Annotated in this window: 11 protein-coding genes; 2 read left to right on the top strand and 9 right to left on the bottom strand. The window is 59.9% G+C overall.

Annotated elements, in window-relative coordinates:
• Positions 1-6 precede the first annotated feature (6 nt).
• From ACP7B0_RS04405 to ACP7B0_RS04380, 6 genes are read right to left on the bottom strand one after another with little or no spacing between them, the layout of a single operon-like run.
• Positions 7-546 (bottom strand): chemotaxis protein CheW, encoded by a 540-nt coding sequence (locus ACP7B0_RS04405; protein WP_426139684.1) that lies wholly within the window; start codon positions 544-546, stop codon positions 7-9.
• 38 nt (positions 547-584) lie between these two features.
• Positions 585-2243 (bottom strand): methyl-accepting chemotaxis protein, encoded by a 1659-nt coding sequence (locus tag ACP7B0_RS04400; protein ID WP_426139683.1) that lies wholly within the window; start codon positions 2241-2243, stop codon positions 585-587.
• A 30-nt stretch (positions 2244-2273) separates the two neighbouring features.
• Positions 2274-4409 (bottom strand): chemotaxis protein CheA, encoded by a 2136-nt coding sequence (locus tag ACP7B0_RS04395; protein ID WP_426139682.1) that lies wholly within the window; start codon positions 4407-4409, stop codon positions 2274-2276.
• Between the two features lie 45 nt (positions 4410-4454).
• On the bottom strand, positions 4455-4745 hold the full coding sequence (locus ACP7B0_RS04390; protein ID WP_426139681.1) for an STAS domain-containing protein: 291 nt from the start codon (positions 4743-4745) through the stop codon (positions 4455-4457).
• Between the two features lie 14 nt (positions 4746-4759).
• On the bottom strand, positions 4760-5128 hold the full coding sequence (locus tag ACP7B0_RS04385) for a response regulator (protein WP_426139680.1): 369 nt from the start codon (positions 5126-5128) through the stop codon (positions 4760-4762).
• A gap of 10 nt (positions 5129-5138) precedes the next feature.
• Positions 5139-6050, bottom strand: a complete 912-nt coding sequence (locus ACP7B0_RS04380) for a methyl-accepting chemotaxis protein (protein ID WP_426140070.1) — start codon at positions 6048-6050, stop codon at positions 5139-5141.
• Between the two features lie 693 nt (positions 6051-6743).
• Here ACP7B0_RS04380 and ACP7B0_RS04375 point away from each other — a divergent pair.
• Positions 6744-7739, top strand: coding sequence for an aldo/keto reductase (locus tag ACP7B0_RS04375; RefSeq protein WP_426139679.1), 996 nt, complete (start codon positions 6744-6746; stop codon positions 7737-7739).
• Here the strand turns inward: ACP7B0_RS04375 and ACP7B0_RS04370 are convergent.
• A complete protein-coding gene (locus ACP7B0_RS04370; protein ID WP_426139678.1) occupies positions 7702-8685 on the bottom strand; it encodes a LysR family transcriptional regulator in 984 nt (327 codons plus the stop codon). The genes ACP7B0_RS04375 and ACP7B0_RS04370 overlap by 38 nt on opposite strands.
• 101 nt (positions 8686-8786) lie before the next feature.
• Between ACP7B0_RS04370 and ACP7B0_RS04365 the strand changes: the two genes are divergently transcribed.
• Positions 8787-9962, top strand: coding sequence for an aspartate aminotransferase family protein (locus ACP7B0_RS04365; protein ID WP_426139677.1), 1176 nt, complete (start codon positions 8787-8789; stop codon positions 9960-9962).
• A gap of 64 nt (positions 9963-10026) precedes the next feature.
• On the opposite strand, the gene ppnN is transcribed toward ACP7B0_RS04365, so the two are convergent.
• Positions 10027-11400, bottom strand: a complete 1374-nt coding sequence (gene ppnN / locus ACP7B0_RS04360) for a nucleotide 5'-monophosphate nucleosidase PpnN (protein ID WP_426139676.1) — start codon at positions 11398-11400, stop codon at positions 10027-10029.
• Positions 11401-11708: 308 nt separating this feature from the next.
• Positions 11709-13667 carry a DNA topoisomerase III gene (locus ACP7B0_RS04355; protein WP_426139675.1) on the bottom strand — a complete coding sequence of 653 codons (1959 nt, stop codon included), beginning with the start codon at positions 13665-13667 and terminating at the stop codon, positions 11709-11711.
• Positions 13668-13893: the final 226 nt, after the last annotated feature.

Raw genomic sequence — 13893 nt, 5'->3', positions numbered from 1 at the left:
ATGGATTTAACGCACGTCGGCTTCGGTGGGTGACACCTGTTCCGGTTCGGCAAGCCGCGACATTTCATCGATGGACAACACCCGACTGACTTCCAGGACAATGACGAACCGGCCGTCTACCTTGGCCATGCCACTGATGAAATCAGCGCGAATCCGCGCGCCGAAGCTCGGCGGCGGTTCTATTTGTGAGGCGGGGATTTCCAGTACGGCAGACACCGTATCGACCAGCAGGCCGATGTCCTGAGGCTGACCATCCTCGGCGCTGGCTTCGATGATGACCACGCAACTGCGGCGCGTGATGTCCGAATCTGGCCGACCAAACCGCGCCGACAGGTCCACGACCGGGACGACCGCACCGCGCAGGTTGATCACCCCGCGCACGAAGGCCGGCATCATCGGCACTATGGTCAGATTGCCGTATTCGATGATTTCCTTGATGCCCAGAATGCCAATGGCGAACATCTCCTGCGCGAGCATGAAGGTCAGGTATTGCGCCTCCTCCTCGACGGGAGTTGCGATTTGACGTGTGGTTGCAATGGCGCCCATGCCTTTCTCCTTTCAGCGAACCTTGTGATAGCCAACGATCAGAATCGGGTAAATTCGGACTCGTCCGGCGCGCTTGCCATGTTGTAGGCGAATGCCTTGGGCTGCGCCTGTACGGCGTTGCGCGGCGGTTTGCGGCTGGAGCTGGCGGGTGGGTTGTCGTGTCTGGCTGTCTGGCTGGTTGCCTTGGGCGGCGTGTCCAGGGAGAAGAAGCTCATGGCCTGCTGCAATTGCTCGGCCTGACTGCTCATTTCCTCGGCGGTGGCGGCCAGCTCTTCGCTGCTCGACGCGTTCTGCTGAGTGACCTGATTCAGTTGGGTCATGGCGGTATTGATCTGCGCAACACCCGATGCCTGTTCTTCGGAAGCTGCACTGATTTCCTGCACAAGGTCCGAAGTCTTGTTGATTGATGGCACCATTTCGCCGAGCAACTTGCCCGCTTTCTCGGCCATGTCGACGCTGCTGGAAGACAGCTCGCCAATTTCCTGAGCCGCTACCTGGCTACGTTCTGCCAGTTTGCGCACTTCAGCGGCTACCACTGCAAAGCCTTTGCCGTGCTCGCCGGCGCGGGCGGCTTCAATCGCGGCATTGAGCGCCAGGAGATTGGTCTGGTACGCGATGTCGTCGATGATGCTGATGCGTTGGGCGATCTTCTTCATGGCCACAACGGTCTGCTGCACCGATTCACCGCCGTCGGTAGCTTCCTTGGCCGCTTTGCTGGCCATGCCGTCGGTGACTTTGGCGTTCTCGGTGTTCTGATTGATGCTGGCGCTCATCTGTTCGATAGAGGCGCTGGTTTCCTCGACACTGGCCGCCTGTTCACTGGTGGCCTGGCTCATGGATTGCGCGGTGGCGCTGACTTCTTCCGAAGCGCTGGCCAGGTTGTCGGCGGCGTTACGGACTTCACCGATGATGTGCGAGAGCTTGCCGACCATGTTCTGCATGGCCAGTAGCAGCATGCCCGTTTCGTCTTTGGAGCTGACTTCGATGCGTGCGTTGAGATTGCCTTCAGCCAATTGTTCCGCGACGGCGGCCGCTTGTTTCAGTGGCCGGGAAATAATGCGCGATATGAACAACGCAAGCCCCAACCCCACCAGCAGTGCGACGATGAGGCCACCGATGATTGACATTCGTGCGTTCAGGTACAGCTCAGTGCCTCGCTCGCTGGCCTTTGCAGCCCCTTCATCGTTGAGCTGGACCATTTTCTGCAGGCTGGAGGTGAGCAGGTCGAAATGACGTTTTGATTCGCCTCGGAGCAAGTCTCGGGCCTGATTTTCCTGGCCCTGCAGGGAGAAGGCGAGCAGGTCTTTGCTCACGGCGAGGTAGGCCGTCCATTCGTCGACGGTCGCCTGGTAAAGCTGGCGATCCTCCGGGTTGGAGAGCAGCTTCTCGTAGGTTGCCTGACGGATTTCAAACTGTTTCCTGGCCTCGACCGCTTCTTGCTCTACGGCGCTTTTTTCCGGGGTTGTATCAACGCTGAGGTGACGGTTTTCCTTAAGGCGGTAGTTCGCTGCATAAAAGCGCATGGCTGAGGCGGCGCGCATGGATGGCATCCAGTTTTCGCGCATCTCGGTCGAGGCTTCATTCACATGGCTCAGCTTTAAAATCGAAAACGCGCCCATGACTGCGGTCAGCGCAAGCACCGTGAGAAATGAAGCGATCAATTTTGTAGCGATTTTGAGATCGTAAAACCATTTCATTGGGTGGTACTCCATGTAATTGCGTAAGCGTCAGCGGCCATTGGCTGGCTGTGCGGCGTGAGTGGCGGTGTAACGGGGTTCCAGCTGTACGATTTGGGTGAGCAGTGCCGGTACGTCGAGAATCAGCGCAACGGCACCGCTGCCAAGAATGGTTGAGCCGCTGATGCCACGCAGGGCACCGAACAGTTTGCCCAGCGGTTTGATGACGGTCTGGAATTCGCCGAGCAGATCGTCAACCACCAGGCCAGCCTTGTGATCGGCATAGCGCACCACCACCACGTTTTGCCGACGGGCAGCGGGGCCTTCGTGATTGAAGTGGTCGCGCAGGTACACCAGCGGCAGCACTTCGCCGCGCAGATCCAGATAACCCTGTTCACTGGCGATCTGCCGATCAGTCTCGTGGAGTTCGATGCATTCCTGAACCATGTCCAGCGGGATCACATAGGTGGACTGGCCGATGCTCACCAGAAAACCGTTGATGATCGCCAGTGTCAGCGGCAGGCGAATGCGCACCACGGTGCCTTGGCCCGGGGTGCTGTCCAGATCAACGGTGCCGCGCAACAGCGTGATGTTGCGCTTGACCACGTCCATGCCGACGCCACGCCCGGACAGGCTGGTCACTGCCTCGGCAGTGGAAAAGCCGGGCTCGAAGATCAGGTTGTAGATTTCCTGATCGGTCAGGCTGCTCCCACTGGCGATCAGGCCGCGTTCCTGGGCTTTTTCGAGGATGCGATCGCGGTTCAAGCCGGCGCCGTCATCAGCGATCTCCAGCACAATGCTGCCCGAGTCGTGATAGGCGTTGAGGTGCAAGTGGCCCTTGACCGGCTTGCCCGCCGCCAAACGTGCCTGGGCGGTTTCGATACCATGGTCCATGGCGTTGCGCAGCAGGTGCATCAGGGGATCGCCGATTTTCTCCACGACCGTCTTGTCCAGTTCGGTTTCCGCGCCGCTGATGATCAGGTCGATGTCCTTGCCAAGCTCCTGACTGACGTCGCGCACCACCCGGCGAAAACGGTTGAAGGTATCGCCGATGGGGATCATGCGCAGACGCAGGGCGCCATCGAGAATTTCCTCCACCAGACCCGATACCGTTGACGTCGATTCCTGCAACGGATCGTTGTTGCAGGTTCGTGCCAGCAGGCTGACCCCGGCACTGGCAATCACCAGTTCGCCCACCAGGTTGATCAACTCGTCGAGCTTGTCCGCGTTGACACGCACATAACGCGCATCCTTGGCTTTGTGATCACTGGCCACGACGGTTTTTTCTGCGACGGTTTTCTCGGGAACGATCTGTGCAGGCAGGCGCGGTACCGCTCGCTGGTCCGGGAAGAGTTCACCCACCGCGACCATGGCAGTGCCTTGCGCCGGCTCGACCTGGGTGTGCATCAATTGTTGTTGATCAGGGGCCGCGTCCTGGATGGGTTCGGAGGCCGGAACAATGTCGATCTGACAGTCAGCCCGCACGAAATCAAACACTTCGTTGATCGCTGCATCGGTCGCGGCGGAGAGAAACTGAATGTCGAAGCCCAGGTAACACGACTCTGCATCCCAGGCGTGCACGTCCGGCATGCTGTCGGACAACGTGACGATCTGCACGGTCTCCCCGAGGGTGTTGAGGTAACGCAGAAATGACAGGGGGTCCATGCCGTTGCGAAAAACGTCCACGCCAAACCGCAAGGTAATGTGCCAAAGCGTCAGGGTTTCTGGATTGTGGGTGACCTGTTGTCCGGTAGTTTCCCGGATAACCGGGTTCTGCGCAGCAGCGGTGGGCGCCTGGTAACCTCGCAGCGACTCGCGCAGCGCTGATTCCCGGGCCAGCGCCGGGGCCTGTAATTCATTACCCTGATTGGCCACGACATCAATCAGCTCGAGCATGTGGTCGCCGGATTTCAGCAGCACCGCGATCAAAGCCGCATCCACGCTGACGCTGCCTTCACGCAGGCGGTCCAGAACGTCCTCGACTACATGGGTGAAACTGACAATGGCGTCCAGCCCGAACAGGCCGGCAGAACCCTTGATGGTGTGCGCTGCACGAAACACCGCGCCGATGGCTTCATCGTCGTTGGGCTCGCTTTCCAGTTGCAGCAGCGACGCTTCCATCGCCAGCAGCAACTCGCGGGCCTCGATGATGAACGTTTGTTGTGCCTGATCGAGGTTAATGCTCACGTTCATTTCCTTTGACGTGTGTTGCAGGAGCGCACCGACAGATCGCTAGACAGCGTCCACCAGATTGCACAGTTCAAGCGTTTCCATCACCACTTTGCTTTGTCCCGTCAGCGTCAAACGTGTCCCGGCTCGGGATGCCTCGCGTCTGGCCAGAAGCAGTAGCTGCAGGCCGGCGCCATCGATTTCGGTGACCTCGGACACATCAACTTCCATGCGCGGGGTTTCCCCCAGTCGAGGCAGCCATTGCGCGGCGAGCTCTGCGGCGGTGTAAATCGTCAACTCGCCGTCGATGTGCACGCGGGCGGTGTCATTCAATGTCTCGCACAGAAATGGCATGGCAACCTCCAGTGTCAGGGCAGGATCAGCTTGGAAACCGCCGCCAGCATCTGGGCAGGCTGGAACGGCTTGACCACCCAGGCTTTGGCACCGGCAGCCTGGCCTTCCATTTTTTTCGATTCCTGAGACTCGGTGGTCAGCATGATGATCGGTGTGAACTTGTAGCTGGGCAGCTTCTTGACCTCCTTGACGAAGGTGATGCCATCCATGTTGGGCATGTTCACGTCGCTGATGATCAGGTGCACCTTCTGGCCATTGAGCTTGCCCAGTGCATCCTTGCCGTCACAAGCTTCGATCACGTCATAACCTGCACTTTTCAACGCAATGCCCACCACCTGCCGAACACTGCTGGAGTCATCGACAACCAATACACTTTTAGCCATGGTGCTCTCCTTAAAAGAACGTGATTTCCTGTGAATGCTGCTGTGCACCCGTGCCGCCGCGATGCGTGTGACGCTGTTCTTCAGTGGCGTAGGTCGCTTCCATTCGAGCCAGCCAGTCGCGAGCGTTGAGAGGCGTGGTTGCTTCAGGCGATTGACTGGCCTGCTGCAAATGCGCGTGCAGCGAATCGATGTTGTCGCGCACGTGAGAAAGGATCTGGCTGACCCGATCCTGGAATTGGAGGCTGACCAGCACATCGGTGAGTTCGTCCCGAATGCCGAAGCTTTCCTGCTGCAACATTTCGGCGGACTCGGCAAGGCGCAGGGTGACGGTCTTGAAGCGCTCCAGCACCTGCTGGATATTGCTTTCCGACGTCGTGACGGAGTTGCTGTCCTGGTCGGCGCCGCTTGAGGCGGCTTGCACCAGTTGGGTGATGGCGTTGTTGATAATGTCGACTTTAGCGGACATCTGTTGCCCGGTTTCACTGGACTTGCTCGACAGGCTGCGCACGGCGTCCGCGACGACGGCAAAACCGCGTCCGGCTTCTCCAGCACGGGCAGCCTCGATGGCAGCATTGAGCGCCAGCAGGTTGGTTTGTGCCGCGATGGCCGCGACATCGGCGGCCATTGTTCTGAGTTCACCGGTGTAAGCGGTCAGATTGCGTACCTGAGCGAGCGTCTCATCCCGGCTGCTTTGGGTCGCTTTGAGAGAATCAATGACCTGCACCAATTGGCCGTCACTTTGCGCCAACGCGTGCTGTGCGCCGTCGGCGCTCTGTCCGGACAGCTCACCCGCAGCCTGCTGTGAGGCGTGCACGGTGTCCTGCAGGCGCGAAGAAATGCTGGTGAATCGAGCGGCCAGCGAGACGATGGCGGTTTCGGTTTGCTGACGCGAGCTTTCCACCTGCTTGGCCCATATAGGCATTGCGCCGAGAAACACTTCATTGAGCTGCGCAGCGGATTTCAGTGTGTTGTCTTCGCTGGCCTGCCGCTCATGCAGCGCAATGGCGCTGGCGACTGTCTCATTGACGCGATCTCGTTGTGAGCGTGCGCTCCACCAGCCAGCACCGAAACCGACGGCCAGTATCGCAGCGGCGATGCCCAGATTTTGACTGGACGGCCCATTGATGGCGACGATCACCGTGGCTGCGCAGACCGCCGGGAGCAAGGGAAACCAGAGCAGGGGTGCGTGGGGTTTCAGGGATGAAGAAGAGCCTGGGCGCAGTGTCATGGTTCGATCCTTGAACAGTCATACATTCGAAATAATGCGGACATTGGGTTATCTGCCTTTCCCCTGCGGACTTTAGCTCCGGGGCAGACCGGTCGTCTGATGACCTGAGATATCGACCGTCGCCAGTGACTGGCAGGCAGGCTTCTTTTGAGCTATCGCCTAAGCGTAGAAGATATTTAGTGAGCTGTGATGCCATATAGCCACTTTAATGCGATGCAATCAATTGCCTTGGTCGGAGGTCCATTCCTGGGAAGCCGCAAAGCCAGCGTCTGGCTTCGGTCAGCAGTGGGCACCGACGCAACCGACGCAAGGGTCAGAAGGCGGCACTGATCCGCACCGGTCTGATTTTGTCAGCGGTCATCTTGTTTCAATCCGAGGAGACACATCATGCAATACCGTCAATTTGGCAGTGCCGGGCTCACCGTTTCCCGGCTATGTCTGGGCACCATGACCTTCGGGCTGCAAACCGATGCGCAGGTATCGCACCAGATCATGGACCGCGCCGCCGAAGCAGGCGTCAATTTCATCGATACCGCCGACGTCTATCCGTTGGGCGCCACATTCGATGCGGTCGGACGCACCGAGGAAATCGTCGGCAGTTGGCTCAACGGCAAGCGCGATGATTACATCCTGGCCACCAAGGCGTGCGCAGTCATGGGGCCACACGCCTGGAATGGCGGGACGTCACGCAAGCATTTGCTGCACGCCATCGAGGCGTCGCTTAAACGGCTGAACACCGATTACGTGGATCTTTATCAGTTGCATCTGGACGATCCGCTGACGCCCCTTGATGAAACCCTTGAGGCACTGGATATCATCGTGCGCCATGGCAAGGCCCGTTACATCGGCGTTTCCAACTTCCTGGCCTATCGACTGGCCCGCATGCTGGGCCGCGCCGACTTCCTGAAGTTGACCCGCTTTGTGTCGGTCCAGCCACGCTACAACCTGCTGTTCCGGCAGATCGAACGGGAACTGTTGCCGCTGGCGGGTGAGGAAGGTCTTGCAGTCATGCCCTATAACCCGCTGGCGGGTGGCTTGCTCACCGGCAAACACGCCTACGATCAGGCACCGTCTCAGGGACGGTTCACGGCGTCGGTGGGTGAGGCTGGGGAGATGTACCAGAAGCGCTATTGGCACGAGCGAGAGTTCCAGAGCATTGCCCGTCTCAAGAACGTCATCACTCAAGCCGGCAAGCCAATGACGACGACGTCGGTGGCCTGGGTGCTGGCCAATCCTCTGGTGACCTCCGTCATCATCGGGGCCAGCCGACCGGATCAACTGGACGCTACCCTCGCGGCGACCGATGAGGTGCTGGATGCAGAACTCAAGGCACAACTGGACGACATCACCCATGAGTATCGCTGGGGCGATGCCGCACGTTAAACGTGGCCGTGCGTGGGATCGGGGTTGGGCTATTCGCACTGGCGGGCCGGCCCCACAGCTCCATGGTGAAATCCACAAAACTGCGTAACTTCGGTGATCTGTAGCGATCTTTCGCGTATATCAGGTGCATAGGCCGACAAGGGAGCTGGTACTCAGGTAGCAACGCGACCAGTCGGCCACTCTGCAAATCCTCCTCGACCAACGCGTCGGGCATCATCACGATTCCGGCACCGGCCCGTGCGGATCGGTGCAGGCCCGCCGAGGTGTTCATGGTGATCGGGCCGCTCACCGGGACCAGCATTTCACCTTCCGGCCCGCTCAGGCGCCAGTGTTTCTCCACGGAACTCCATTCGTCACCCGCCGGGTAGGCGAAGGCGAGGCAGTCATGATCTTGCAGATCCATGGGTTTGGTGGGCATGCCCCGACGGTGCAGATACTCTGGCGAAGCGCAAATGGTCAGGGTGTAGTCCTCCAACGGCCTGGCGATCAGGCTTGAGGCCTCGGGTGTACCCAGACGGATGGCGGCATCGAAACCATGGCCGATCAGGTCCATGCGTTCGTTGCTCAGCACCACGTCCAGCCTGATCTGCGGGAAGCGCCGGGCGAATTCCACGAGGGCGGGGGCCAGCCGCTCGGTGCCGAAGGTAAACGGCGCGGTAATGCGCAACGTGCCTTTGGGCACCTCCTGAGCTTGTTCGGCCAACTGCTCGGAGTCCGCAACCAGACCCAGGACTTCCAGGCAACGCTGGTAATAGGCCTCGCCGAACTCGGTCAACCGCTGACGCCGGGTGGTTCGATTCAGCAGCTTCACCCCCAGGCGTTGCTCAAGGGCACGCAAGTGATTGCCTACCATGGTCGTCGACAGGTCACACTCCAGTGCCGCCGCGGTCATGCTGCCGGTCTCGACCACTTTTACGTAAACCGACATTGCCTGGAATAAATCCATTATCAAGCCTGACTTTAAAATGAATGGAGAAATTGCCAGTTTATCCAGCAGGGGTGGCTAACGATACTGAAAAAACAAATCGCCCCAAGGAGCTTCATACCATGACCGCCGCTTGCCTGATGACCACCTATCAACCCCTGTCCTTGAGCTTTGTCAGGGGCCTGGGCACGCGTCTATGGGACGAAGCGGGACGCGAATACCTGGACGCGATCGCGGGTGTGGCAGTGACCAACGTGGGTCATTCACACCCCCGTATAGTGGAGGCCATCCGCGAACAGGCCGGGTTGCTGTTGCACACCTCCAACCTTTACAGCATCGAATGGCAGCAGCGTCTGGCATTGAAGCTGACCCGTCTTTCAGGCATGGAGCGAGCGTTTTTCAATAACTCGGGTGCGGAGGCCAACGAGACTGCGTTGAAGCTGGCCCGGCTCCATGCGTGGCACAAGGGTATTGAAAAGCCTTTGGTGGTGGTGATGGAAAATGCGTTCCATGGACGCACGCTGGGGACGTTGTCTGCCAGTGACGGACCCGCGGTGCGCCTGGGTTTCAATTCCCTGCCGGGGGATTTTCTCAAGGTACCGTTTGGCGACCTCGCCGCACTGGACAAGGCGTGCGCGACCTACGGCCATCGGATCACCGCCGTACTGGTGGAGCCGATACAAGGCGAAAGCGGCGTGCAAATGGCTCCAAGGGGTTACCTCAAGGCATTGCGGGACCTCTGCACACGGCGCAACTGGCTGCTGATGCTCGACGAAATCCAGACGGGTATGGGCCGCACCGGGCAATGGTTTGCCTTTCAGCACGAAGCCATCGTTCCGGACGTCATGACACTGGCCAAGGGGCTGGGCAACGGCATACCCATCGGCGCGTGTCTGGCCCGGGGCAAGGCGGCGCAGTTGTTTACCCCCGGCAGTCATGGCAGCACCTTTGGCGGCAACCCACTGGCTTGTCGGGTCGGTTGCACGGTAGTGGACATTCTTGAGGAGCAGGGGTTGGTGGACAACGCCCGGGTCCAGGGCGAACGCCTGCTGGCGGGATTGCGCGCCGCGCTGAGTGATCACCCTGATGTGCTGGTTATTCGTGGCCGGGGCCTGATGGTGGGCATCGAGCTGGTTCGGCCGCTGCCGAATCTGGCGCTGATCGCCGCCCGGGACCATGGGTTGCTGCTCAATGTGACGCGGGGCAAGACGATCCGCCTGCTGCCCCCTCTGACGGTCAGCGCTCAGGAGGTGGACGCCATTGTGCAAGGGGTCTGCCAGACCCTCGCGCCGAACTGATGTCCGGCGCGACACCAACGGCTGATTCGCTGCCCGGCCATGGCTGAGCAGCGAATCGTCGGCGTCAGGTCACGACGCGGTAGCAAGGTACATAAGCCGCGCCGCCTGGCAGCTTCATGCGGTGTTGCTCGACGAAGGCATGCAGCAGGCGGTCCAGAGGATGCATGATGGCGGCATCGCCGTGGATTTTGTACGGCCCATGTTGCTCGATCAGCCGGATGCCCTTGTCCTTCACGTTGCCGGCAACGATCCCGGAGAACGCCCTACGCAGATTGGACGCCAGTGTGTGGGGTGCCAAATCGCGACTCAATTGCAGGCTGGCCATGTTTTCATGGGTGGGATCGAAAGGGTGCTGGAAGCCCTCGTCGATTTTCAGTAGCCAGTTGAAATGAAACGCATCGTTGCGCTCGCGACGGAACTGCTTGACAGCCTTGAGCCCCGAGGTCATTTCCCGCGCGACTTCGGCAGGATCGTCGATGATGATCTGGTAATGGCTTTGCGCAGCTTCGCCCAGCGTGGCGCCGACGAATGCGTGCAACTGTTGCAGATAAGGTGCAGCGCTTTTCGGCCCGGTCAGAATCACCGGGAAGGGCACATCGGCGTTGTCCGGGTGCATCAGAATGCCCAGCAGGTACAGGAACTCTTCTGCTGTGCCCGCACCGCCGGGGAAAATGATGATGCCGTGGCCGATACGCACGAAGGCTTCCAGGCGCTTTTCGATATCCGGCAGGATGACCAGTTCGTTGACGATGGGGTTTGGTGCCTCGGCGGCGATGATGCCCGGTTCGGTCAGGCCCAGATAACGGCCGCTGGTGATGCGTTGCTTGGCGTGGGCGATGGTTGCGCCTTTCATCGGGCCCTTCATCACGCCGGGTCCGCAACCGGTGCAGATATCCAGGCTGCGCAGGCCCAGTTCGTGACCGACTTTCTTGGTGTACTTGTATTCTTCGGTGTTGATCGAATGACCACCCCAACACACCACCATCTTCGGCTCCAGGCCGGGGCGCAGGGTGCGGGCGTTGCGCAAGAGATGGAACACGTAGTCGGTAATGCCTTGCGAGCTCTCCAGGTCGATGCGCTGGCTGTCCAGTTCGCTCTCGGTATAAACGATATCGCGCAGGGCGCTGAACAGCATTTCACGGGTGCTGGCGATCATCTCGCCATCGACGAAAGCGTCTGCGGGGGCGTTGAGCAGTTCCAGGCGCACGCCGCGGTCCTGCTGGTGGATACGAACCTCGAAATTCTCGTAGGCCTCAAGGATGGTCTTGGCGTTATCGACATGAGCGCCGGTGTTGAGGATAGCCAGGGCGCACTGGCGGAACAGTGTGTAGATGCTGCCTGAACCGGCGGCGCTGAGTTGCTGGACTTCACGCTGTGAAAGCGTTTCCAGGCTGCCTTTTGGGCTCACCGATGCGTTGATGACGTGTCTTGGGGGCATTCTGTATTCCTTGGAAGGACACCGCCGGGCCGTTCAGGCCCAATGGCATCTGATAGTGATTGCCCGGCGCGTGTGTTTTTTTTCGCCGCTGGCCGGGCGGGCTACAGGCGTTGCTGTCAGCTCATCGGGGGGCCAGGGCCATCACCGCGATAAAGGCTGGCAGACGACACCAGGAAAATCGTTCTCCTCGTCCTTTGGAGAGGCTGTCTTGAAGGGTTGTAAGCATCATGGCCAGCCATTGAACTGGCGATTCGAGTGAACGTCAACTCCATGCAAGTGATTGAACACACTCGCATCCTACTCCTGATTCAGGTCTTGCTGGCAGCCCCGGCGACACGTCGTTTTTTAACCGGCGATGTGGCTGGCGGCTTGCGTTTACCGGTCTTGCGTTTGTTTTTCCACGGTGCTGCGCCGGCTGGCGGGCTTGCAGGACCTTTGATGGTCAGGCGCAGGCCCACGCAACGTGCCACTTGCTTGCTCATCCATGCGCTCTGTTTGGCAACGAACTCTTCGAGGCTCATTTCACCGCTTTGCACCATGTCCAGTGCTTGTTCCCATATGGCCGTGGTGCCGGGGTCCGCGATAGCCCGAGGCACTGCATCGATCAGCCCGAAAGCCGCCGCAGTGGCGGCCAGTGCCTTGCCGTGTTTGGTCAGATAACCCCGGTCGAGCAACCCCTGGATAATGCCGGCGCGGGTCGCCTCGGTGCCAATGCCCGTGGTGTCCTTGAGCTTCTGCTTGAGCAGCGGATCTTCAACCAGCCGGGCGACGTTTTTCATTGCCTTGATCAGGTCGCCCTCGGTAAAGGGCTTGGGCGGCTGTGTCCAGAGGTCCTTGAGATGGACACCGGCTACGGCGTAATCGCAGCCCTGAGTCAACGCTGGCAAGGGTTGCGGAGCGGGCGCCTCCCGGCCTTTTGCAGGTGTCAACGCTTCGGGCAAGGCGCGCTTCCAGCCGGGTTCGACGATCTGTTTGCCCACCGCACGCAGGGCCTCCCCGGCGCAATCGAAGTCAGCCTGGGTACGGTCGTACTCGTGGTTGGGGAGAAACTGGGCCAGGTAACGCGCACGAATCAGGGTGTAGACCGCTCGTTGTTTTCCCACCAGCCGACTGAGGTCCTTGATGGCGGCAGTAGGAATGATGCCGTGGTGTGCGCTGACCTTGGCGTCGTTCCAGGCCCGCGAGCGTCGAGACGGGTCCAGATGCGGCAGCAACGGGCTCAAGGCAGGATCGGCGCGGCCCAGTGCCGCGAGAATAGCCGTAGCTTCGCCGTGCTGGCTCATGGGCAGGTAGCCGCAGTCGCTGCGCGGATAGGTGATCACTTTATGGGTTTCATACAGCGCCTGGGCTATATCCAGGGTTTCCTGAGCGCCGAGGCCGAGCTTTTTCGAGCAGATTTCCTGCAATGTCCCCAGGTCGAAGGGCAGGGGCGCCGCTTCACGGACCCGTTCGGTGCGCAGTTTGATCAGGCGGGCGCTGGTCGCCTGACTCATGCTGGCGGCGGCCTGTATCGCCACTGCCTGGTTGAGGCAGCGGTCCTGGTCGTCGCAAACGTCCGGGTTGGCACGCCATTGCGCCGTGAAGGTCTGGCCTTGATGCTCCAACTGGACATCGATGGCCCAGAAGGCAACCGGTACGAAATCGGCAATGCTGCGGTCCCGATCCACCACAAGGCGCAAGGTGGGCGTTTGTACCCGGCCCACGGGCAAGACACCCTGATAGCCTGACTGGCGGCCGAGTAACGTGAACAAACGGCTCATGTTCATCCCGATCAGCCAGTCTGCCCGGGAGCGCCCCAGTGCCGAGTGGTACAGGCTGAATGTTTCCGCGCCGGGCTTGAGCGCAGCCAGGGCTTTACGAATGGAGGCGTCGTCCAGTGCCGACAGCCAGAGGCGCTGGATCGGCCCGCGATAGCGGCAGTGATCCACCAGTTCACGGGCAATCATTTCGCCTTCACGATCAGCGTCCGTCGCAATGACCAGTTCCGAGGCTTCCCCCAGCAATCGCTTGACGGCCTTGTACTGGCTGGCGGTGCGAGGCTTGACCAGCATTTTCCATTTGTCCGGAATGATGGGCAGGTCGTCGAGCACCCAACGTTTGTAGCGCGCGTCGTAGGCGTCCGGCGGTGCGGTTTCCAGCAGGTGGCCAATGCACCAGGTCACCGTTGCATTCGGCCCCACCCAGCAGCCATCGCCACGCCGGCCAGCGCCGAGCACAGCCGCGATGTCTTTTGCCTGGGAAGGTTTTTCACACAGAAACAGCCGCATAACCACCGTCGCGTTCGCGATTTTCGAAGGTTCATAGCATGGGCAGTGAAGCGATTTTGAGCAACCTTTATCTGTATGGATATACAGATAAAGGCTGTGGGACGTTGCCCTTTCAGAACCCTCTGTCGGGCATCAGTTAGCATGAGATGCTGTTTTAATCCGCAATGCGCGGCAATAAACGTCCCGTGTAATGTGCGGCTGTTTATCGTAGACAGGGCAAAAAGGC

It is taken from the genome of Pseudomonas sp. DWP3-1-2 (assembly GCF_049896285.1).
Lineage (GTDB): Bacteria > Pseudomonadota > Gammaproteobacteria > Pseudomonadales > Pseudomonadaceae > Aquipseudomonas.
This window is presented reverse-complemented; position numbering and strand designations above follow the sequence as displayed.

Coding starts and splice junctions, on each gene's coding strand:
- ACP7B0_RS04405 (WP_426139684.1), bottom strand. CDS start 546: ATGGGCGCCATTGCAACCACACGTCAAATCGCAACTCCCGTCGAGGAG.
- ACP7B0_RS04400 (WP_426139683.1), bottom strand. CDS start 2,243: ATGAAATGGTTTTACGATCTCAAAATCGCTACAAAATTGATCGCTTCA.
- ACP7B0_RS04390 (WP_426139681.1), bottom strand. CDS start 4,745: ATGCCATTTCTGTGCGAGACATTGAATGACACCGCCCGCGTGCACATC.
- ACP7B0_RS04385 (WP_426139680.1), bottom strand. CDS start 5,128: ATGGCTAAAAGTGTATTGGTTGTCGATGACTCCAGCAGTGTTCGGCAG.
- ACP7B0_RS04380 (WP_426140070.1), bottom strand. CDS start 6,050: ATGCCTATATGGGCCAAGCAGGTGGAAAGCTCGCGTCAGCAAACCGAA.
- ACP7B0_RS04375 (WP_426139679.1), top strand. CDS start 6,744: ATGCAATACCGTCAATTTGGCAGTGCCGGGCTCACCGTTTCCCGGCTA.
- ACP7B0_RS04370 (WP_426139678.1), bottom strand. CDS start 8,685: ATGGATTTATTCCAGGCAATGTCGGTTTACGTAAAAGTGGTCGAGACC.
- ACP7B0_RS04365 (WP_426139677.1), top strand. CDS start 8,787: ATGACCGCCGCTTGCCTGATGACCACCTATCAACCCCTGTCCTTGAGC.
- ppnN (WP_426139676.1), bottom strand. CDS start 11,400: ATGCCCCCAAGACACGTCATCAACGCATCGGTGAGCCCAAAAGGCAGC.
- ACP7B0_RS04355 (WP_426139675.1), bottom strand. CDS start 13,667: ATGCGGCTGTTTCTGTGTGAAAAACCTTCCCAGGCAAAAGACATCGCG.